Here is a 21638-nt window from a genome sequence, read left to right as displayed (position 1 = left end):
TTTAATCAATAAATCAACCAAGCGGCATTATTATAATATTGAATATCAATACTTTATCCATTACCAGAGCTTTATAGATTAGAGTTGGATGAACAAATGAGGGAATTTCGAAAATATTTACTATTTATTATTTTGATCATTTTCAAATTTATTAGAATTATAATCAACTAAATCTATATAATTAACCAAACTTAAAAAGGTATTCTTTTTAAGTTTGGTTAATTCCTTTGCTCTTTTTTGTAGAACTCTTCGATTAGATCATCAACACGAAAGTTAAGTTCTGAAGAACATTATCAATAATATCTCGAACCTACTATATTTTCTAACTCACTACATGAGGATAGTCGGTTTCACGGTTCTGAAACCTAAGAATAGCCTCTTTTACCACTACTCCTTTATCAATATTTATTGCATTTTTGATTGTAGCATTTTGCTCCCAACTTAACGGACCGGCGATCACCGACTCTAAGTGTACTATTAATGCTGCAGAGATAGCTCTGGAAGCACTTTCCCAGAAATAACTAGGTGTATGATCTACTGCATAATAATCTATACCATCTATAAATAGTATTGGTTTTTTAAAAGTGGTAGGCTTAGCAAAATAAAAACCCATGCCTTCGTCACAACTTACATCTATAATCAAGGTTCCTGGTTTTAGTCTGGATTTTTCTTCTTCAATAACAAAATTGATAGGATGATCCGTATCCTGGTAGATACCATTAACAATTATTTCTGATTCGCTGATCAAATCCAAAAGAGATCGCTCTGATCCATCATGTTCAATAACTTTTAACCTGGGTTCGTTAGCTTCTCCTTTTGTGATACGCACATAGTTTACATCTAATATTTCCTCTCTCACTTCGTGATCGGGTCTTTGAACACAGATGGTAATATCCCTAAACCCGTGTGCTTTTAATGCATAAATAGCTCCTCTACTAACCGCTCCAAAACTAAAAATAATGACCTTTCTTTGGTTTCCATAATGCCCATCTATTCCCTTTAGTTGTAATGCATGTATAACTGCAGCATAACCTGCCATTTCATTATTTTTATAGAATGTGTGTCTACCGATTCTCCCACTTGGACTCCAAACAAACATATCCTCAAAAGCAATTAAAGTTAACTTTCTATCAATAGCTGTTTGTGTGATCTGCATTTGCTGGGCACAATGAGGATATCCCCAAAGAACTCCTCCTGCTTTTAATTCTTCTAGATCTGATAATACAGGTTTAGCAATGATTGCCGACCCGATATCGGATAATATCTCTGATCTTGTGGCTATTCCTCCTGATTGTTTGGCAATTTCTTCATCTTCAATATTAAATGGTTTGCCATATCCTTTTTCGAAAATAAGTTTTCTACGAATACTTTCCGGAAGTCTTTCTAAATGTTCCGGATGAATTGGAACACGTCTTTCATCCTCTTTTTTTGAAGTTCTAATAACTCCTATCTTTGATAAAATCATATGATTCTCTTTTTAATTGAAACCAAACACCACTAATGAAATGAGTATGGCCATGTTATAAAATTGCTATTAAGAATTATTTGCCAGCGATCAGGCATGAATTTGACCACAGATGTGTCAATAATCAAAAAAGGATACTAAAAATGAGCCTTTTTGTTCACTAAGAATCAGTGAATAACATTATCAATACGAATGAATAAATAATTGTGATGACCAAGTTACGCTAATTAATTGTACTTAATGATTTATAATAAAAGTATCTCCATCCTATAAAGGTTGTAACTAAGAAACAACTATAACTAGTATTGACAACAATCTGCTATTACCATCAGAAAGAAAATTTTATATTTGAGTTAGTGAATTAGGCTATTCAAATAGTATTGTTTTCTTTAAAGTAGCTAGCTAGTTGTATGATCACTTTGTTCGAAACACATTACTTATTATATTAGTGATTAGATATTGTTGTTATCTGAAAAATAGAATATGAGAATAATTGCACTGATACTATTTCTAAATATATTTGGAGTTTTAAATGCCCAAAACCAAACTACAAAGAAAGAAATTCTATCTATATTCAAAGAAACTCTTACTAAATCACGAGATTTTGTATCAGAAGCAACAAATGAATGGTTCTTTGATAACACGAATAATGACTATTCAAAAAAGGATACAATTGTTTTAAATAGTGCTAGAATTTTTAAAAGAGACTATTGTAATATAATAAATTGGAGTTTTTACTCTAGCGACAATTTTGTATTAGAAAAAGCCGACTACTGTAATGAACCGCCAACAAAATTAATTTCAAAAAATAAGGATTCTATAAACATTAAAATCAAAGAACTAAATAATGTCACTTATTTAAACCTCTACAATATCAATGGCCTTTTTGAAACTTATAGAATACTATATTTAAAAACCAATGAAACCTCCGATGAAGATAATAGCTTTGATTACACCCTAAAACTTCTTAGAATTGAATAACATAAACCGATAAAGTCATATATAAAATCAGAGCAAAGTTTAGTGCTAGATCCAAAGGTCATTTACTTTTTGTAGTGGTACTAAATTTTCATAAATTAATCAAGAAATAAAAATATAGCGATACATCAATTGGTTGAAGCTTACTTGTCTTGCCCCTATTTATATATTTGACGTTGTATACATTAAAACAAATGAGAATAAAAATTTCATTAATAATATTACTAGGATTAATCCAATCTGTTCCTGCACAAATCGGAAATGATAAAGATGTGATTGTCGAAAATAAAGTAGAATCATCTTTTGAAAAACACTGTTTTTCAGGCTCAAATTCTAGCTGTACTGTTATTTGGGAAAAATACGATAGACAGGGAAACTCCATAGAATGGAATATGGGAAGACTAGGAACTATTTATAGAAATATTTATGACAAGAAAAATAATAAAATTTTCACTTTATGGGTAGACAAAATAGATACTACTCAAATAGATTCAATACCCTATGTCTATGACAAAAACAATCAACTAATTCAAGACGGAGAGAATAAGTACAAAAATCTTTTCAACCATAAAAATCAACTAGTAAAGCAATTAAGCGAAAGTCAAAACAATGAGAAAAATGTAGCCCGGAATACAAGAACAATAGACTGGACAAGTTTCGACAAAGTAAAAACTGAAATCATTAAAACTGAAATCATTAAAACTGATATCATTAAAACTGATATCATCGAAACCACTAAACCAACGGAATATGAAAAACTAAAAATCTATCGTAAAGAATACGAATATGACAACAACAATAATCTGTCTAAAGAAACTCATTACAAAGATGATGTTGTAACAAACACAATCATTTACAATTATGATTCATTACATAGATTAATAGAAAAAAGAGAAAAGAATATTTCTCGAATCAAGAGTATCAATTTTATAAAATCTAGTAATCGTGAAGATATTTCTGAACTAATAACAAAAATAGCATACTATAAAAACGGAGCTATAAAAGAGAAATACACCTATTTCATGGACCCATGTATGAGTTTGGATAATCATTTTCTATACAAGCATTTTTACAAAAAGAATGGATTATTGGAAAAAGCAGATGTTTATGAAGAAGATAAATTGACTTTTACAATAAGTTATGAATATGAATACTTTGAATAAAAATACAGAGATACATCGATTGGTTCAAGCTCACTTGCATTGCTCTGATTCATATATTTAGAGTATAAGTACACTAACCATAATTAAATAATTAAAATGGAAGACTTCAATCAAATGTTTAAAAGTTCGAAAGCCAAAGAAATGGGCATTAAACTGAAAGAAATTATTGAACTCTATATGGATAATATAGAAGAGAATATTCTAGGAGGGGCAAAAGTAAAACTTGCTCTTTATACCAGAAATGGTAAAAACAATGTATTATGCGGAATTCAGGAAGGAAGTAACGAATCTTGTATGCTGTACGTTCATCATATAGAAGAAATAAATCATGAAAGACTTACATTTAGCGGCAAAGGTAAACATGCTAAACGCATCAAGTTTTCGGATATAAAGGAGATCAAGGAAGATGATATTAAGTGGCTTTTATCAAAAATAAACGAAAATGCTCCTTTTTAATACCTTTCTAATATCTTTGGCTTTGCTTTCCTATTTTAAAACAAATAAAAGCTAGTTTTTAGATCACCAATAGATGTTTATATTTTTTAAAAAACCTCATCCATTTATCTTCAACGCCTATAGCATTTTGATTCCAAGTGTTATTACGTTTTTAATAATAGTTGTTTTTGCTCCATTTCATTTTCAAGAGTTTGGGACACCTTATAGGGTTATAAGTGGCTTGATTGTTTCAGTAATAGTGGCTTTGGTAATAGTAATTTCTGTAAAAACATTAAAAAAACTCTTACCTAAAGTCATGTCAGAACATAAATGGACAATAGGAAAAGAATTTTTGCTGGTACTATTTGTTGTTATCATTCTAATTCTAGCAATTTCCCTTACCTTGTTTGTTCTTAAACCCAATACCTCTTTTTTTTCATTAATTTTAAAAACAGCATCCATTACAATAGCCCTAAGTATTTTTCCAATTCTTATTTCAATTTTATTTGAACAGTATAAACATCAAAGAATACAGCTCCAAAAAGCAACTGCCCTTACTAAATCTTTAAAATCCAGAAATGCTAAACTTTTTACTAACACTAAAAATGAGGCAACTTCAGAACAGACTGTATTAATAAAATCAGAGAAGGGCGAAATTGAACTTCAACTAAGTCCTAAAGATTTGGTATATGTTAAATCTGATGGTAATTATGTCGAGATCTTTTTTTGGGATTCTCTTCAAATTCAAAAAAAACTAATCCGTAATAGGTTAAAGAATATTGAAACGATGTTACCCTCTACTATTTTCTTTAGATCTCACAACAGTTTTATTGTGAATGGTAATTATATTATTAAAATAGAAGGAAATGCTAGAAACCTTATACTTCACTTGAAAGGAATTAAAGAAACTATTCCTGTTTCCAGAGCTAAAGTAAGTATAGTTTCAAGCTTTTTAAATAATTTACAGTAGTAACACTTCCCATACATCACAAATATGTCCCATTAATCACTAAGCGACAAATTGGGGAGCTTTTTTAATTTTCTTATTAGAGCTTTGCCTTATCAAAATTCTAAATAATGGAGATGATTTTTAACAATATTTTATACGCTCACATTCTAGTAGGTACAATTGCCCTCATATCTGGTCTTTTTGCAATAGTTAGTACAAAAGGAAAGAAATTGCATAAGAAATCCGGTAAAGTATACTTCTATGCAATGACCGGCGTTTTTATCACTGGGATTATAGTTGCTGGAGTTCGCTTTAACAAATTCTTGTTTCTGATTGCTTTCTTAAGCTACTACAGTGTGTTTTGTGGTGTAAGAATTTTAAAATTAAAGAAATTACACAAAGATCAAACAGCGAAATGGTTTGATTGGTTTGCGGGTATTTTAAATGCAATAGCGAATATAGCATTCATTGGTCTAGGCTTGTATTATGGTATTTCTAGAGGATTCAACTCAGGTGGTGCCTTATTGTCTATAGGATTTGGTATTGGAGGTCTTTTGATATCTTATACCAATCTATATCAATTTGTAAAAAAACCAGAGAAGCCATATCACTGGTATCTTACTCATATCGGAAATATGATGGGCGGTTATATCGCAACATTGACAGCCTTTGTTTCTACAATAGTTACAGGATACGATGTAATGAATCCCTATTTGGCATTTGCTTTACCCTCTGTCATTGGGATTCCATTGTTGATATATTGGCAAAAACGAACTGAGAAAAAATTTGAACCAATCAAAACGGAGTAATACTAGGCAATTGAATTCTATTACTTTAATTAAAAAAGAACTGAAAGATAATATTATTCATTCAGGACTTGAAAATTCTGACTTCAAATTTGACTTTGATGGATTTTCAATCAGACGAATTAAAAGACGAAAAAAAACTAGTCAATCCTAAATTTTAATCTACAATTAAAACAAAAGATTAACTAATTAGAATATCTTCTGAATCATGAAAAAATAAATAGTAGAACAACCGTGATGTTATTCTACTATTTCCATAAAGCTCCTGATTTATTATTACATTTCGATTTCATCAAAATCCGAAGGGTTGTTTTATCCTTCATACTTCAAAAACTCTGTAGGCGTCATACGTGTCATTTTCTTAAAAGCTCTGTAAAAACTAGTTTTACTACTGAATCCACATTCTTCTCCTATTGCTTGCACAGATAGTTTATTCAATGCTCCTGATCGTAGCATTTCTTTAGCTTTAGTAATCCGATGGCTATTGATTAATTCATAAAAATTCAAATTCATTTGTTCGCTTAGTACCTGCGAAATGTGATGGGAAGGTATACCGAGATCCTTTGCTAAGTCTCCAATTTTTAGATTCGGATTTAAATAGGATTCTTGTTCTGCAAAATACATTTCTATCTGCTTCTGAATTTCGTTAGATCTTGTTTCAGAAAGTGGTGAGGTTTTATACTTCCCTCCTTCTAATATTGGTAATACTTGTTTGATGTCTACAATCCAATACCCTAATAATAATACAGTAATTGACATCAAGCTGGATAAGACTATTTCTGCAGTAATCGCTGGAGCTCCTGATAACAAAAAACCTGTTTGTATTAGCAATTCTAAGATCGCCAAGGTTGCCAATAATATGCTGAATCGTTTCAATAAAATACTATTCTTTTTATCCTTTCTGTATACATACAAAAAGGATACTACCGCATACACTAGTAATAATAAAAGATGCAGACTATTCTGAAACCATACCGAAAAAGAAACTATTCCGTTTGGTAGCACTTCATAATAGTAATTAATCAACTCTAATTTAGCTTCGGTACTACCAAAATATCTGGGAATAAACATACTTACCATCCCAACAAACGGTAGTATATGAAGTACATCTAACCATTGTAACTTAAACTCAGCTTCACCATAACTTCTTATAAATAAATAAAAAGAAGGACCTACCAAGAGTAAAAAAGGATATCCCACTCCAAAAGCATGTGGCCATTGTTTGATCAATTGTGTTGTAAACAATAAATAGGTCACTAAATGCTGAACTAAACCAAAAAGAGTTAGTGCTAAAAAGAATCTAGATAGTTTTAACAAAGTACTTTTTAGGATAATCAACATAATAAAACATCCTATCAGAATAACACCTCCCAATAAAAAAGTTATCACAAATGCAAAAGATTCTATACTATTCATACGATAAAAATAGTACTACTTAATTACATGGAAAACTCTATGACAAAGAATATAAAACAAAGGTGTTTCAATTAATTAAGGGCACCCTATTTACAGGGGTTTTAGCGTTTTTCTTAGGTACATTTACATCAAAACAAATAGATATGATACGCAAAATTTTAAAAGGATTAGCACTATTCTTAGTATTGGATATTGTGCTTTTATTGGTCTACGGATTTGTCCAATATCCTAAGGCAAAAGGAGAACAACATTATACTGCAGAACGAATTATTGAAGCACCAAAAGATAAAGTCTGGACGGTGATATCAGATGTAGGAAACTACCATAAGGTAACTGCACCAAATATTAGTCACGTAGAAATTGTAGAAGGAAGCGGACTGGGCATGAAACGTATATGTAGCGCACCTGATGGTAGCAGTTGGGAAGAAACCTGTACACTCTGGAAACCAGGAGAAGAATTTCAGTTTGTAGTGAATACAGAGAGAGAAGATTATCCTTTTCCGCTGAAGTCATTAGCAGGATCCTGGAAAGTAGAAGCGATAAGTCCTTACCAAACTCGCTTATTACTAGACTTCTCATATGAATTTAATAGCCCTTTTTTAAGTGGATACTTTCTTTCTATGGGCATGGATCAAGCAGAAAAAGACACTGAATATTTGCTTGATAATTGGCAAGAGCTTGCCGAAATGTGAACCCTCTATTCACCTCTTGTGGATATTTCCCTTTTAAAAAAGGAGAAGCTTTGGTAACTCATTTAAATAATTAAAAACAGTAAATACCATTAATATTATGAAAAAAATCATCACCAGTATTCCCTTTTTGATTTTAACCACTATCATATATAGTCAACAAAAAACACCCGATTGGTTTACTAAAAACATGAAACAATCTATAGGTATATGGATTACTGATAATTCAGAATATAAAAGCGAGAAAGAACCTTTTGATCAATATGGTATGGAATGGAAATGGGGTATCGGAAAACAAAGTATGAGAGGTACATTATATGGACTAATTAAAGGAAAAAAACAAGGAACTTTCTGGGAGTTCAGACAGTATTGGGATTTTGAGAAAAACCAAGCTATGGTAATACAATATGGTGTCGATGGCACTATTGGAAAAGGACCAATGATCATAACCAAGGGTGATAAAACTGAAATGATACAGGATTTTGTTTCTCCAGAAGGTATCAAAAGTATTCACGGACATCGTTCTAAGTTAAACGGTAATAAATTCACAGTCATCTCTTATGATATCTCTATAGATGGAAACTGGCAAAAAAAACGATCCTACACCTGGTATTTAGAATCTATTAAAAAGGAGTAAAATATTATTATTTCTGCGTTCTTGCGCACTGTACTTTAATAAATATAGAGACCAGAACCCGAAATCATTATAAAAAACCAATTAAGTTACTTTCCTATTTTAATACAAAGAAAATATTGGCAGAGTTTAAATCATTTATACAATTATCATAAAATCAATAATCTTAGCGATACAGAATCTTTAAATTTTACAATCGATATGATCTTAATGATTGGGTCGTAAAGACAATTTTGGATAGTGAAATAACAAATCCATAAATTATAATTTTTTATAGATCTTATATAACTTCATATATTATTTGATTTAGTCTTTCTATAATTAATACAATTTATAGTCGAAAATCTATCTAAAAGCAGCATTAATAGCCTCAACTTTTTACTATATTAGGCGCTATGAACACAATTAATATTAGAGCCGTAGATGTGGTGCAATATATACAACCTTTGCGCGAAGGCGGTTCTTTACCTGCTATTGTTAAGGCAGATGATGAGTTTCTGTATGTGCTGAAATTTAGAGGAGCTGGTCAAGGTAAAAAAGTACTGATCTCAGAATTTATAGGTGGTGAATTGGCAAGAGCTATAGGGTTAAATGTTCCTGAATTGGTTCTTATGAATCTGGATGATTCTTTTAGTAAAACAGAACCTGATGAAGAAATCCAAGACTTGCTTAAATTTAGTGTGGGTCTTAATTTAGGATTACATTTTTTATCCGGTGCAATTATGTATGATCCACTGGTTTCTATAGCAGATTCTATTACTGCCTCTAAAGTTGTGTTACTAGATAGTATTATTAGTAATATCGACCGAACTGCAAAAAATACAAACCTACTTAACTGGAAAAATGAGTTATGGCTTATCGATCATGGAGCCAGTTTTTACTTTCACCATAATTGGGAACAATGGGAAAATCATCTAAGTAGAACGTTTCCTGCTATTAAAGATCACGTATTATTAGAACGTGCTAATCATCTGACAAAAGCCGCTATAGAGATCAAAAAACTTATGACCCCGCAAAAAATCAACGAAATTGTATCAAAAGTACCTCAGGATTGGTTGACTCATGAATCAGAATCACTCACACCTGATGAAATGAGAGCTGCATATATAGAGTTTATTAACTCCAGACTTTCTAAAATTAATGAACTGGTTAAAGAAGCTGAAGATGCCAAATAGATGTACATTTGAATTTGCCATTATCCGATTTGTTCCCAAAGTGGAGCGTGAAGAGTTTTTTAATGTGGGAGTAATTGTATTTTCTAAGCGAAAGAAATTCCTGAAAGTTAAATACCTGATTGACCAAAATAAATTGAAAGCTTTTTCTAGTGAATTCAATATAGAATCTATACAAGAATACCTAAAATCCTGGGAACTCATCTGTAAGGGTGAACCAGCTGGTGGAGCAATTGGCAAACTAGAGCTATCTGATCGATTCCGATGGTTAACGGCTTGCAGAAGTACAATCATCCAAAGTTCTAAAACACATTCTGGAATCTGTAATGATCCCCAAAAAGAATTAGATAATCTCTTTAATAATTATGTGTTATAGAAACTGCATTCTTCTTTTTATAATCCTATTCCTAAAAAAACTTTAGTTAAAATATAAAGTTACTAATAGTACCGTAACAAATGTCTGGGTCATTCGCCGATTGCATAAAAACAGATCATGACTTCCAATAAGAAAACAGCCAGATTAGCAGGAGTATATTTGATTCTCATTATTAGTGGAGTGGCATGTTTAGTTTGCTATACCTTCCTTCGGAATTAATTGTTTATGATGATCCTTCAACCACAGTATAAAATATTATAGATGATGCTATACTATTCTGATGGAGTATCACGGGTGGATTGATATGCTACAGTGCATTTTTAGTATTACCCTCAATCCTTTACAAATTATTAGCTCATGTAGATAAAACTCAAGCGGTTTTGATGGTAGCTTTTGCTTTGATCAGTATCCCTGTTTCTCTGTATAATATTAACCATAAACTTGATGTTCTAACCTTAATAAGTGGAGCAGAATATCTAAAGGTTTTTAGCCCTGAACAGCTCCAGGCTCAAGTGATGCTATCGCTGGATTCATATAATAGTGGAATTTTGATTGCATAGATATTCTAGGGGCTGTGGTTATTTCCTTTTGGGTATCTTGTATATAAATCCAAAAATTTACCTAGGTTTTTTGATATCTTTTTAATGATTGGGTGTATTGGGTATATCATAGAATTTATCGGTGGATATTATGATATGGGGTTTGCTACCTATATCGGAATACCATCTGTGATTGGAGAGATTGTAATTTGTTTGTGATGCTTATAACTTGAGCAAAGAATGTCCCCATATCAAATGAAGTATGATGGTAAGATGATGCTTCATTTTTTTCTTTAACACATTTTTAACCTTATAAAAAAGTTAGAAAAGCTCAAAAAAAACGACATTTAAGAAAAACAACAATCACATGAGTCTTTCTAAAATTACCTTTACCAATGCAGAGGGTCAAACACTTTCCGGACGCTTAGAATTACCTGCAGATCAACATCCACATAACTTTGCGCTTTTTGCACATTGTTTTACGTGTAATAAAAACTTGGGGGCAGTTCGTAATATTAGTCGTGCACTCACTTCTCAAGGGTTTGGTGTATTACGATTTGATTTTACGGGTTTAGGAGAAAGTGAAGGTGATTTTGCAGATACTAATTTCTCAGGAAATGTAGAAGATTTGGTCGCTGCTGCAGATTTCCTAGCACAGGAATATCAAGCTCCTTCTCTATTGATTGGACATTCTCTTGGCGGTGCCGCGGCTATATTTGCTGCAGCAGAAATTGACTCTATAAAAGCTGTAGCTACAATAGGTGCTCCTTCTGATCCTACTCACGTACAACATTTATTACGAAGCGGTTTAGAAGAAATTGAAGCAAATGGTAAGGCGGTAGTGAACCTCAGTGGAAGAGATTTCACCATTAAGAAACAATTCCTGGATGATCTAGAAACTAAATCATTACCGACAGTAGCAAAAAACTTAAACAAAGCCATATTAGTAATGCATTCTCCACAGGATACTACCGTAGGTATTAAAAACGCTGAAGAAATTTACCACGCCGCAAAACATCCTAAAAGTTTTGTAACCTTGAATGGAGCAGATCATTTATTAATGAGAAAAGAAGATTCTATCTATGCTGGTAAAGTAATTGCTGGTTGGTCATCTAGATATGTTGATGTTCCCGAAGAACCTAATCTAAAAAGCCAACATCATGTAGTTGCCAGTTTAGGAAATGATGAGGGATATACCACTCAAATGAAAGTAGGAAATCACTATATGGTTGCAGATGAGCCTGAAAACGTGGGCGGTCATGATTTCGGACCTTCTCCGTATGAACTCGTATCTGCAGGATTATCAGCTTGTACTGCGATGACTATTAAAATGTATGTAGCCAGAAAAGGTTGGGATTTACAAAATGTAGAAGTACATACCAGTTATGATAAAAAGCATATGGAAGATTGCGAAAATTGTGAAGATCCAACTGCCAAAATAGATACTTTCGAAAGAGAAATTAAGCTGGAAGGAGATCTAGATGAAAAACAAATCACAAGAATCCTCCAGATTGCAGATAAATGCCCTGTTCATAAAACATTGCATAGTGAAACGCAAGTGATTACTACATTGATTTAAAGCCAGTTTATAGCTATATTATTCTCCTAACACAAATCATTTGAACGATCTTCCTAAAGAACTTGTAGATATAAAACAATCAGTATTTGATCCATGTGCTCTAACGATTAAAAAAATTAGTCTAGAGCCCGAAAGTAAAGAATATAAAGCCTGTAATTTTCATTTAAATGATCTTAAAATTGTTTGCAGAAATGCTAAAATAACACCAAAAAAAAATGGTCAGTTTGTAACCTTTTGGAAACGCAAAAAAAACGGTCCCATTGAACCCTTTGAAGAAACAGATTTGATCGATTATTTTATAGTGAATGTGAAATACGATGATCATTTTGGGCAATTTGTTTTCCCAAAATCCAAGTTGATTGAAAAAGGAATTATTACTACAAATAAAAAAGAAGGAAAAAGGGCTTTTAGAGTATATCCACCTTGGGACACTGCTAAAAACAAACAAGCAGAGCGAACTCAAAAATGGCAACTGAATTATTTCCTACGGATTGATCATTCTGTAAATATTGAACTTGCACAAAAGTTGTATTCAAAGAAGTAAGACAACCGAAAAACTGAATATTTTACCATCATTATATTAATACATGTCAAAAAGGGAAGCTATACAGGACTCACGCTTCCCTTTTATCATTATGAAAAGTATATAAAATCTTCTGGTCTTATTATTCTGACCAATATCGTAAAGTCACTTCGATCCAACCTTCCGGAGTTTCATTTTCTGAACTTACATCAACAATGACAGAAGATGCCCCATCAAAGTAACCATCACGTGCATCAAATCTATATGTTCCCACCGGAAGACTTTCGAAAAGTCCGACTTCATATCGAGAATCAAAATAAATCGCTCCAGTTTGTAGATTTGTAGCTCCATATCCCGGTAATGTACTTGCCGGAATTTCCTGACCGGTCCATTCATCTACTAACTTGATCACAACATCGAACCTTACTTGACTTTTCTCTTGAATTGTTGATGTCTTATCTTCTATACTATCAATTTCCGTTTCGCAAGAAAATGAGAAACAGAGTATGAATAATAGTATGATTTTCTTCATTAGTTTCATAATAACTATGGTTTTAAGAGTTAGAACTTAAATTTCCGAATTAATATTGGAAAATTGTTTATCTAATGATTATCAAAATGTTATATAACAATTCTCTTCAAAAGAAATTCTTTACTATATAAAAGTAAAAACCGTTAATTTATATCTTGCAAACGCTTTTGAAACTCTTTATCCAAAATAATTAAGCAATTTCTTATTGTTTTACCAATCTTTTGGTTTGTATGGTCTTTCCATTTTCGTCTTTAATAGAAAGCAGATAAATTCCGGTTTGACTAATCTTCGGAGTAACCGTAATAGTCATATTCTTCAATTTAGAAGAAACATCTTCTTTATGAACTACTTTTCCTGTAAGCGTATAGACACTAACAGTATATTTTTTATTAGCTTTGAATAAAGAGGTTGTGATACTAATCTGATCCGTAAAAGGATTAGGGGATATAACAAAAAACAAACCGTTGTGTAACTCTTTTAACGGTGGTGATTGTATTTTGGATACATCTGTATTACTACGTAATGTTCCACAAGCTCCCAAGTTTGACCACCCTGATGATGTACGTTCGTATAAGTAACCTAGATACGTTACTTTATCTCCTGTAGCATAACTGATACCACTTTGCCAAGGAGCAACCCCTGCACAAATATCAACAGGAGTAGTATCATCTGTAGTATAATTAATAATAAGCCTTGCCGCTTTGCCTGCACCTCCTTCGTAAGAATCCGCTACTCTTTTTGCAGATGTATTAGTTAAGCTTACTCCTTTCCCTCGTATGATAAAACTAGCATTATTACCCGACTCCCACGAACTTTTATTAACTAACTGCTGAACTATATCTTTTAGATCAGGTGAGCGTTGTGCTGAGCCATTTTGTCCGCTAGACCAGGAAGAAGGATTCCAACTTACTTTATTAGAAAACACGGATCTATTTGATACATTATTCGATGCTGTTGTAAAGGCAGGAGAATTGCTACTATTATGTAAAGCTATCTCTAATTCTGCATTGGCACTATTACTTTCATCTGCTGTAAATTGTAAATACGCACTGGTAATTGTTACATCTTTTGGCAAAGCTAAAGATCTAAATCGTAATCCTATAGTTTGGTTTCCTGCATCGCTATGACCATCATATACCAGTTCCAGATCACTACTATTAGTATATACATCACCATTCTGCCGTTCTTCTACATCATCATTGCCACTCGTAATTGACACTTCAATACTACCGTTATCTGGATCTGGATCAACAATTGTTCCTTTATTGATAGTTACCACACTTCCATTAGAAGGGTTCCATATATCTAGGTTAGAAGGAATCTGAAATACATTGTTATTAGAGACCGAACTTACCTGTGAAACATTATCTACTTTAATGGTTCTTGTTTCGATTTTATCCTCGTCAATAAAAATCCATTTAAATTGATTAAACCTTGCAGAGTTTCGCGTCCAGTTTTTATTATCATCATTAGATCTTAAAGGTGCTCCCCAACATCCTTCTCCGGCATATATAGTTCCGTTTTGATCATCTCTTACAAAACCTTCATCACTTCCTGATCCTGTAGAAGGTCTTACCGGCCAGGTGGTTTTTACGGTATGTGCATCGCATTCGATTACCAGCTTTACTTCTTTATTATAAAATAATTGAGCCCAGTTACTATATTGGCTATTCCCCTCGGATTTATAGGATACGTGTGGACGCATAGGTTTATGGTATTGCGCCATTTTCCATACCACGTTGGCATTTGAATTCAAATCATTTTGTAACCAGGTAGTTTGATTACCTGAAACAGAAATCTCTGTGTTTAATGTATAGGTTCTTACCAGATTGTCTCCAAAAGTGATAGCATAATATATACTGGATGATGGTACATCAAAAAGATTATATATACTATTATTACTATCTTCATGATTTCCACGTGCTGCGATAATTGGAAACATTCTACCATCTGAAGCTATGGTTAACTGCCAATCGTTAAACCAAGTTTGCCATTGACTACTGGAATCACTATCGGTCATATCTCCACCAAATAAAACTGCATGCGGTTTTAATTTAGCCACCAAGCGATTAGCATTCTGTCTTGGTGTTCTATTATTTCTGGAATCACCTCCTGCTATAAAAGATAGCCTACTTTTATCAGCAGGTGCCGTTTTAAACCAGAACCGTTCACTGGTACCTTGACTATCTCTTACTACAAAATAATAAGCCGTATTAGGTTGTAATCCAGTTAGCCTGGCAAAGGTGTTATTCATACTTTTATAGGAAACCGTTCTGTCTGTGGACTTAGAATTAGGGTAACTACTGTAATTAGTTCCATAATCAGTTGTTCCGTAATAAACAGTGGGATTACTCCCAGATATTTGATTCCATCCTATTACTATGGAAGTTGCTGGATTTCCTCGTAAGGTTAGTCGATACTTGTCATTAGAGGCTGTGACTTGCAACCCTATAAGAATTACAAGAAGGGTAAGTATTCTTTTCATGAAAATATAATTAAGTTGGTTTTATAAAGTTAGTTTATAATTGATAAAACTAGTTCATTAAATGAATAAAAATTAACTCCTAACTCATTCTTAATTAAGAATTAATGTTTATCAACATATGTTATAGATAAAATAATATTGAATTTGTAATCAGTTAACAATATTCCTTTTTACTTTGTATTTATGGCAAAAGATCAAACTCAACTTATTTTTAAAATATCAGTATTTTTAATTTTCATTGGTAGAGCTTGGCAGCATCTCTTTTGGGATGCTCCATATAGATCTTTCTTTTGGGATGAATCTTTATTGAAACCTATAATTGAAGGAGTTTTTAATACTTCGTGGCAAGAATATGCCACGAGTGATCGTACAGATCAAATGATACAAAATGGTATTAAAATCAATGGATTCTTATATCTTATTGCGGCTATTTCTGCCTTGGCTATAAAAAAAACTACAGTTAGATGGTTTCGAATTCCAATATTTTTAGGAGGTTGCAGTTTAGTAATATTAACTATATTACTTACAAAAGAAAAATTTTATCATACTGCTCAATTTTTTGAACACAGCATTCAATTCGGATTGCCCTTTGTATTGTTGTATAGTTATTCTAAAGAGTTACATTATAAAAGTTTAGCTTTCATTTTTAAGGTTCTAATAGCCTTCACTTTCTTCTCTCACGGATTATATGCTTTTGGGTTTTATCCTGTTCCGGGAAAATTCATAGATATGACCATACAAATCTTTGGATTTTCTGAAACAACTGCTATATTTTTTTTATATATAGCTGGTATTTTAGACTTTATACTTGCTATTCTGATTTTTATTCCGAAAGTTCAGGTATATGCATTATGGTATGCTGTGGTATGGGGATTATTAACGGCTATGGCAAGAATAGTTGCTAATTTCTATTGGGATTTTGCTTTACAATCTATTCATCAGAATTTGTATGAAGTTTTATATCGAATTCCACATGGATTAACTCCTTTATTAGTTATTCTTTTACTTAAAAAATATAGTACCAATAAAATAAAGAAGGCTACCGAATTAGATAATTTTCTTAACGAGTAATGTATAGACAACTACCTATTAATGATGAAAAAAATATTATATGAAGTTTAGAAAAGCAATAAAAAAAGATCTAATATCAATTGTACAAATGATTGCTGACGATGAACTTGGAAAAACAAGAGAGAACTTCCAAATTCCTTTACCTAAGGAATATCTAAAAGCTTTTGAGAATATTGATTCGGATAAAAGCCAAGAATTGATAGTTGTAGAAAATGAAAGTTTTGAAATCATAGGAACATTGCAACTAACATTTATACAATATCTAACATATCAAGGTAAAATAAGAGCTCAAATTGAAGCCGTAAGAGTTAGAAAAGATAAAAGAGGACTTGGAATCGGAAAAACAATGTTCACCTGGGCAATTAATCGGGCGAAAGAACGAAATGCTCATTTACTTCAATTAACCACTGATAAAAGAAGACCCGAAGCAATTAAATTTTATAAAGAATTAGGCTTTATAGATTCTCATGAAGGAATGAAAATACATTTTGAATAGAAAAGTATCACCTTCGAAATAAACTTGTTTTTTATATAATAGCTTCTTCTGTAAAAACTTAATAATCATAAAATAAAGGAGGTTATCCTTAACAGATAACCTCCTTGATAAAAAACTTTGTATATAATCTTATTTATTTGATTATAAATCGTTTCGTCTCTCCTTGAACTTTTAGTAAATACATACCAACTTCAAGATTACCTACATTGATAGTTTTACTTCCACTTATGGTTCCTTGTCCAACAATCTGTCCTACCATATTCATAATAGAATAAATAGTATCAGAATTCTTAGAGTCTTTCATCGAAATTTGCAATAAACCACCACTTTTTAATGGGTTTGGTGCAATTGTGAAACTAGAGATACCTTCTTCATCCTCATTACCTAGGATAGGCGTTGTAGGTCCGAAATCCGCTACTACGGCAGCTGATCCATCACAAGATCCTTCGTAAATCTTAACATTAGAGAAAATTGACGTATTTCCAGATCCGGCATCGTTATCATTGATAAATACTAATCGATCCATACTGCCTGTATAGAAATTACCTACTGGAATTACATATGTTGTTGTTCCACTAGAATAGTTATCGAAGTTCGTTACTCCATAATTCTGAGTACCGTGAACTTTGAAAACCCTTGTAGAAGTTAATGTGTTATCATTTTCAAAAGCAACTCCATGAATTTCTCCTTGAGCCGTACTACTGAAATCAAATTCTATAACTGTATTTGATGTTACAGTATAACTAAGTGGAATATATTTCCAAGTATTGTTAGACAATGATAATCCAGCTCCACCATTTACAACTGAGAAATTACCTGCTGCATCTTGATTAGCAAACGGAGTTATACTAGAGTTATTGAAATTAATTGACTCACAAGTAGGTCCTGGATCAGTCGTACCATTAGTGATACTTAAAGCATCGATTGTAACGTCACCTTGCCAGCTAGTTCCTGTAACTGTATTAAGACGTAATTGTACACTTGCATTTCCTGCATATGCAGAAAGATCAATACTAGCAGTATTCCAGTCAGTTCCTTGTGCTCCAGATCTGCTAAATACGCTTGTCCAATCTCCTGTATTATCTGTTCTTGCTTCCACATCAAAAGTACCTATTGCACTACCTACCATATGGTATTGGAAACTTAATGTTGGAGAGGTTAATCCACTGAAATCTAAACAAGGTGAGTTTAAAATCGCTCTTTTGTTAGGGAATCCATTTCCGTTTCCAGAAGCTTCTACATAAATGTACGAAGTACCATCAACAGCACCACTAGGCCCTGTTCCGTTAGAAGGAGTCCCATTAGAGTCTACAGTCCAATCTAAATCATCTCCAGAAGCTTGAGACCAATCACCGATATTTCCTTCAAAGCTTTCGCTATATGGGAATGAAGCTATGTCACCAGTACACTCATCTCCACCAGGACCAGGTCCACCACCATCACAAGGGTTTACAAAAGATACAGTTTGATCTGTTTGTCCATTGGTACCTCCATTATTATTTTCATTAGCATCTTGACCTACACCTCGTTCAGCAAACGCTTTCCAAATAATACAGTTATACTGACCACCATATAAGTCTTGATCTGCTTGTAAGATACCATCTCTACCAGATACGAATCCTGGGTTGTTTGCTGTATTTTTCAATCCTTCTATTACTAAAGCCATGGCGATATTGTTTCCACCTGTTCCATTGTAGAAGTCCGGATCAAATCCTTCGGCATCAATTAATCCCCAAGTCATATCCCATAAAATAGTAGCGAATGCATATCCAACTCCGTGTGGTCTTGCTAATCCTCCTATATCTGCATAGTCCGTATTATTTACAGATCTATCTATAGAATATGGCGTAGGACGAATTCCATTTCCGCTAGTTGGCTGGTTCAATGCATATGTACCGATTCCTCTTGCGTCTGTACCAGTATCACCAGCTTTCATAGTAAGCATTAATCCAAACCAATCAGACCATCCTTCACCCATTTGTTCAGAACCACCTAAATTATTAGAAGAAGGCCCTCCTACTAATCTAATAGAAATACCATGACCATATTCGTGAGCAATAATTCCATTATCTAAATCTCCGTCTCTGTCAGGATTTGGACTCGTCCAAAGGAACATCTGCATTCTAGGGTTTCCTCCATCACCTGGAGTCGAGAAGTTTGCATTATTACTTCCACTTCCATCTTGTGCATCTGCATTTACAGAATCACTTCCTGCACCACCATTTCCATAGTTATTTTCTTGGAAGTTTCCACTTGCTTCATCAAAACCATATTGATAGAATACATCGTGCATAATATTATTCCAATAGAACAGATTTGTTATAGCTGCATCATCATAAGTAGTTGGTCCTTGACTAAGGTCGATCGGGAAATTAAAATCAAGGCTTGCTCCTCCATTAGGAGAAAAACCTGTACCATTATTTCCGTTTCTATCCTCCTGGGCCCAAACGTTATTACCTCTAGTAATTGTAAACTCAGCTCCCGGACTACCATTGGTATCGTGCCATCCAAATGGAGAAGCTGTAGTGTTCGCTGGATCAGTTACTATCGAGCGACTCCCATGACTTGGACTTTCTATTGGCATTGCGTAAACATTATAAGAATCGGGAGCAAGTGTAGCCGTTGCTTCTGCCTTAGTGGGAACTGTAGGAATATCTTTATCAAATAATATAGACTCTCCGTGATTGTGATTCTCATGATCTGGAGTACCAAAATTACAGCTAATTACCCAATCTTCTGTAAGTAAAGGTTTACCTGTAGTTGCATCTATATTAACATTCCACCAATGTTGACCATCTTTTTGGTACAAGCTTACATGCCAAGTTAATACCAACTTGTCATCTTGCTTTATATATACTTGTTTAGCCTCTATAGGCTCTAACGTAATTCCAGAATTCTCATATACTAATGTTCCATCAGATTTGCTTTTAGCTCTAACTAATTGTGGAGATTGTAAATTATGAGCTCTAGCTACATTCATAATTGCACTCTCCGGTGAGAGAGATGCTTTTGCAGAAGTAACTTTAGATTTTATATCTTTTACGAATTGATCAATCTCCCAAGTTACTGTCTCTTTATTATTTACAGTAAGTTTATAAGTCGCATACTGTATTGGAATTCCTTGAAAATACTGTTGAACATACACGTGTTGTATCTTAGGATTTAATGAAGGAACTACATTTGTTACTTTCCACTCTGATATATCTTCTTTTGTCAGAGCCGATTTAGCTGTTGTTTCGTTGAGGTGGTTTTTAACAATACCATCCATGATGTTTTGTGCAAACATTGTCTGTCCTATTAACAATGTAAATAAGACAAACGAGTACATTTTTTTCATATGTATAAATTTTGAATTTGTGTTAACTAAAATTAACAAAATCCGAAGTATCTATTACATAAATCCAATATCATTAAACAAAGTTCAATCATTTTACATTTTCAGTGAATATATTTCAACACTAAAGACAAATGAAAAACATCAAACTACCAATTGTTAGTTAACCTACATAAACACTAGAGTTTAGAAAATATTTTCATCTAATTATTCTCAAGTTCTGAAAATCAGAATAATAACTATCCCTTTTTACAGTTACGGGATACCTGTAGAATTTTTTCTTAATTTTTTCAAAAAAAAAGCACTCCAGAAGTCATTTCTGTACGTTTTGACTAATCAATAGACGAAATGATTAAACAACTTATTCTAAGTAGGAAATATTTTGGCTTAAAAAATTTCTATATTTTTGAGTTTATGAAATAAGTATTATTATTGATTTAATTCTAATTGAGATTATTGTCAAAGGCTCTTTTCCGGGGCCCAAACAACTAGCAAAATGAATAAATGAAAAGTCCTGTTTTTGAAACTTCCTTACAATCTATACATAGTATATTGATTCCTTCCGAAATTGCTGAATCTTTTATAAATCAAAACCATAAGAGAGTCCTTGTTCAAGTACAATATCAGGATAAGTCTGTTCAATTTCACGCAGCTTTACAAAAAAGAAAAGAGCTATTCTCAGTAATGTTCAGTAAGAAATATCAAAAACAATTAGGAGTTTTTCCAAGTGACTATTTTCAGGTTCAATTGTTTGAAGACACTTCTAAATATGGTGTAGAGATGCCCGAAGAACTGGAAGCCGTATTACAAAGTGATCCAGAAGCTTCGGAGATTTTCGAATCCTTTACAGCAGGTAAAAAAAGAAGCCTAATTTATTATGTATTAGGGTTTAAAAATTCTCAAACTCGAATTGATAAAGCTTTAATCATTTCAGAAAACATAAGGTTAGGCATTAGAAATCCAAGAGAATTAATAAAGAAGTTATAACTTCTTTTA

General features: G+C 32.7%; 19 protein-coding genes and 1 pseudogene. 15 read left to right on the top strand and 5 right to left on the bottom strand.

Annotated elements, in window-relative coordinates:
• Window positions 1–322: 322 nt before the first annotated feature.
• The gene (locus Q0910_RS01420; RefSeq protein ID WP_299211556.1) at window positions 323–1465 is read right to left on the bottom strand and encodes a N(5)-(carboxyethyl)ornithine synthase; all 1143 of its coding nucleotides are present in this window, start codon (window positions 1463–1465) and stop codon (window positions 323–325) included.
• Between the two features lie 483 nt (window positions 1466–1948).
• Between Q0910_RS01420 and Q0910_RS01415 the strand changes: the two genes are divergently transcribed.
• From Q0910_RS01415 to Q0910_RS01395, 5 genes are all read left to right on the top strand, one after another.
• Window positions 1949–2446 carry a hypothetical protein gene (locus Q0910_RS01415; RefSeq protein WP_299211553.1) on the top strand — a complete coding sequence of 166 codons (498 nt, stop codon included), beginning with the start codon at window positions 1949–1951 and terminating at the stop codon, window positions 2444–2446.
• Between the two features lie 191 nt (window positions 2447–2637).
• Window positions 2638–3606 carry a hypothetical protein gene (locus Q0910_RS01410; RefSeq protein WP_299211550.1) on the top strand — a complete coding sequence of 323 codons (969 nt, stop codon included), beginning with the start codon at window positions 2638–2640 and terminating at the stop codon, window positions 3604–3606.
• A gap of 96 nt (window positions 3607–3702) precedes the next feature.
• A complete protein-coding gene (locus Q0910_RS01405; protein WP_299211547.1) occupies window positions 3703–4062 on the top strand; it encodes a hypothetical protein in 360 nt (119 codons plus the stop codon).
• Between the two features lie 73 nt (window positions 4063–4135).
• Window positions 4136–5011, top strand: a complete 876-nt coding sequence (locus Q0910_RS01400; RefSeq protein WP_299211544.1) for a LytTR family DNA-binding domain-containing protein — start codon at window positions 4136–4138, stop codon at window positions 5009–5011.
• Between the two features lie 107 nt (window positions 5012–5118).
• Window positions 5119–5799 carry a hypothetical protein gene (locus Q0910_RS01395; RefSeq protein WP_299211541.1) on the top strand — a complete coding sequence of 227 codons (681 nt, stop codon included), beginning with the start codon at window positions 5119–5121 and terminating at the stop codon, window positions 5797–5799.
• Between the two features lie 309 nt (window positions 5800–6108).
• Here the strand turns inward: Q0910_RS01395 and Q0910_RS01390 are convergent, their stop codons facing one another.
• The gene (locus tag Q0910_RS01390) at window positions 6109–7212 is read right to left on the bottom strand and encodes a helix-turn-helix domain-containing protein (protein ID WP_299211538.1); all 1104 of its coding nucleotides are present in this window, start codon (window positions 7210–7212) and stop codon (window positions 6109–6111) included.
• A gap of 143 nt (window positions 7213–7355) precedes the next feature.
• Here Q0910_RS01390 and Q0910_RS01385 point away from each other — a divergent pair, with 143 nt between their 5' ends.
• The 7 genes and pseudogenes from Q0910_RS01385 to Q0910_RS01355 all read left to right on the top strand — a co-directional run bounded on the left by Q0910_RS01385 (window position 7356) and on the right by Q0910_RS01355 (window position 12745).
• Window positions 7356–7904, top strand: coding sequence for an SRPBCC family protein (locus tag Q0910_RS01385; RefSeq protein ID WP_299211535.1), 549 nt, complete (start codon window positions 7356–7358; stop codon window positions 7902–7904).
• A 97-nt stretch (window positions 7905–8001) separates the two neighbouring features.
• On the top strand, window positions 8002–8538 hold the full coding sequence (locus Q0910_RS01380) for a hypothetical protein (RefSeq protein ID WP_299211532.1): 537 nt from the start codon (window positions 8002–8004) through the stop codon (window positions 8536–8538).
• Between the two features lie 392 nt (window positions 8539–8930).
• Window positions 8931–9710 carry a HipA family kinase gene (locus Q0910_RS01375; RefSeq protein WP_299211529.1) on the top strand — a complete coding sequence of 260 codons (780 nt, stop codon included), beginning with the start codon at window positions 8931–8933 and terminating at the stop codon, window positions 9708–9710.
• Window positions 9700–10083 carry a DUF3037 domain-containing protein gene (locus Q0910_RS01370; RefSeq protein WP_299211527.1) on the top strand — a complete coding sequence of 128 codons (384 nt, stop codon included), beginning with the start codon at window positions 9700–9702 and terminating at the stop codon, window positions 10081–10083. The genes Q0910_RS01375 and Q0910_RS01370 overlap by 11 nt, the downstream gene beginning before the upstream one ends.
• A 299-nt stretch (window positions 10084–10382) precedes the next feature.
• Window positions 10383–10841, top strand: a pseudogene (locus tag Q0910_RS01365) (DUF4386 domain-containing protein).
• Window positions 10842–10989: 148 nt separating this feature from the next.
• Entirely contained in the window at window positions 10990–12201 is a 1212-nt protein-coding gene (locus Q0910_RS01360) for a bifunctional alpha/beta hydrolase/OsmC family protein (RefSeq protein ID WP_299211524.1), read from the top strand.
• A gap of 40 nt (window positions 12202–12241) precedes the next feature.
• Window positions 12242–12745: a MepB family protein gene (locus tag Q0910_RS01355; protein WP_299211522.1), complete on the top strand. Its 504-nt coding sequence runs from the start codon at window positions 12242–12244 to the stop codon at window positions 12743–12745.
• 121 nt (window positions 12746–12866) lie between these two features.
• On the opposite strand, the gene Q0910_RS01350 is transcribed toward Q0910_RS01355, so the two are convergent.
• Window positions 12867–13265, bottom strand: a complete 399-nt coding sequence (locus tag Q0910_RS01350) for a hypothetical protein (protein ID WP_299211519.1) — start codon at window positions 13263–13265, stop codon at window positions 12867–12869.
• Window positions 13266–13458: 193 nt separating this feature from the next.
• Entirely contained in the window at window positions 13459–15741 is a 2283-nt protein-coding gene (locus Q0910_RS01345) for a fibronectin type III domain-containing protein (protein WP_299211516.1), read from the bottom strand.
• A gap of 183 nt (window positions 15742–15924) precedes the next feature.
• Here Q0910_RS01345 and Q0910_RS01340 point away from each other — a divergent pair, with 183 nt between their 5' ends.
• Both Q0910_RS01340 and Q0910_RS01335 read left to right on the top strand, forming a co-directional pair.
• Window positions 15925–16812, top strand: coding sequence for a hypothetical protein (locus Q0910_RS01340; RefSeq protein WP_299211513.1), 888 nt, complete (start codon window positions 15925–15927; stop codon window positions 16810–16812).
• A 40-nt stretch (window positions 16813–16852) separates the two neighbouring features.
• Window positions 16853–17308 (top strand): GNAT family N-acetyltransferase, encoded by a 456-nt coding sequence (locus tag Q0910_RS01335; RefSeq protein ID WP_299211509.1) that lies wholly within the window; start codon window positions 16853–16855, stop codon window positions 17306–17308.
• Between the two features lie 133 nt (window positions 17309–17441).
• Here Q0910_RS01335 and Q0910_RS01330 read toward each other — a convergent pair whose 3' ends face one another.
• The gene (locus Q0910_RS01330) at window positions 17442–20645 is read right to left on the bottom strand and encodes a M36 family metallopeptidase (protein ID WP_299211506.1); all 3204 of its coding nucleotides are present in this window, start codon (window positions 20643–20645) and stop codon (window positions 17442–17444) included.
• A gap of 501 nt (window positions 20646–21146) precedes the next feature.
• On the opposite strand from Q0910_RS01330, the gene Q0910_RS01325 reads away from it, so the two are divergent.
• Window positions 21147–21629, top strand: a complete 483-nt coding sequence (locus tag Q0910_RS01325; RefSeq protein WP_299211503.1) for a YdeI/OmpD-associated family protein — start codon at window positions 21147–21149, stop codon at window positions 21627–21629.
• The last annotated feature ends 9 nt before the right edge of the window (window positions 21630–21638 follow it).

The sequence above is a fragment of the uncultured Aquimarina sp. genome (assembly GCF_947495315.1).
Lineage (GTDB): Bacteria > Bacteroidota > Bacteroidia > Flavobacteriales > Flavobacteriaceae > Aquimarina.
Note: the sequence above shows the minus strand (reverse complement) of the source record. Positions and strands in the feature narration are given on the sequence as shown.

Excerpts from the sequence above, each read along its gene's own strand:
- Q0910_RS01375 (WP_299211529.1), top strand. The coding sequence starts at position 8,931 with ATGAACACAATTAATATTAGAGCCGTAGATGTGGTGCAATATATACAA.
- Q0910_RS01415 (WP_299211553.1), top strand. The coding sequence starts at position 1,949 with ATGAGAATAATTGCACTGATACTATTTCTAAATATATTTGGAGTTTTA.
- Q0910_RS01370 (WP_299211527.1), top strand. The coding sequence starts at position 9,700 with ATGCCAAATAGATGTACATTTGAATTTGCCATTATCCGATTTGTTCCC.
- Q0910_RS01400 (WP_299211544.1), top strand. The coding sequence starts at position 4,136 with ATGTTTATATTTTTTAAAAAACCTCATCCATTTATCTTCAACGCCTAT.
- Q0910_RS01410 (WP_299211550.1), top strand. The coding sequence starts at position 2,638 with ATGAGAATAAAAATTTCATTAATAATATTACTAGGATTAATCCAATCT.
- Q0910_RS01340 (WP_299211513.1), top strand. The coding sequence starts at position 15,925 with ATGGCAAAAGATCAAACTCAACTTATTTTTAAAATATCAGTATTTTTA.
- Q0910_RS01330 (WP_299211506.1), bottom strand. The coding sequence starts at position 20,645 with ATGAAAAAAATGTACTCGTTTGTCTTATTTACATTGTTAATAGGACAG.
- Q0910_RS01360 (WP_299211524.1), top strand. The coding sequence starts at position 10,990 with ATGAGTCTTTCTAAAATTACCTTTACCAATGCAGAGGGTCAAACACTT.
- Q0910_RS01385 (WP_299211535.1), top strand. The coding sequence starts at position 7,356 with ATGATACGCAAAATTTTAAAAGGATTAGCACTATTCTTAGTATTGGAT.
- Q0910_RS01405 (WP_299211547.1), top strand. The coding sequence starts at position 3,703 with ATGGAAGACTTCAATCAAATGTTTAAAAGTTCGAAAGCCAAAGAAATG.
- Q0910_RS01395 (WP_299211541.1), top strand. The coding sequence starts at position 5,119 with ATGGAGATGATTTTTAACAATATTTTATACGCTCACATTCTAGTAGGT.
- Q0910_RS01350 (WP_299211519.1), bottom strand. The coding sequence starts at position 13,265 with ATGAAACTAATGAAGAAAATCATACTATTATTCATACTCTGTTTCTCA.
- Q0910_RS01390 (WP_299211538.1), bottom strand. The coding sequence starts at position 7,212 with ATGAATAGTATAGAATCTTTTGCATTTGTGATAACTTTTTTATTGGGA.
- Q0910_RS01420 (WP_299211556.1), bottom strand. The coding sequence starts at position 1,465 with ATGATTTTATCAAAGATAGGAGTTATTAGAACTTCAAAAAAAGAGGAT.
- Q0910_RS01345 (WP_299211516.1), bottom strand. The coding sequence starts at position 15,741 with ATGAAAAGAATACTTACCCTTCTTGTAATTCTTATAGGGTTGCAAGTC.
- Q0910_RS01335 (WP_299211509.1), top strand. The coding sequence starts at position 16,853 with ATGAAGTTTAGAAAAGCAATAAAAAAAGATCTAATATCAATTGTACAA.
- Q0910_RS01380 (WP_299211532.1), top strand. The coding sequence starts at position 8,002 with ATGAAAAAAATCATCACCAGTATTCCCTTTTTGATTTTAACCACTATC.
- Q0910_RS01325 (WP_299211503.1), top strand. The coding sequence starts at position 21,147 with ATGAAAAGTCCTGTTTTTGAAACTTCCTTACAATCTATACATAGTATA.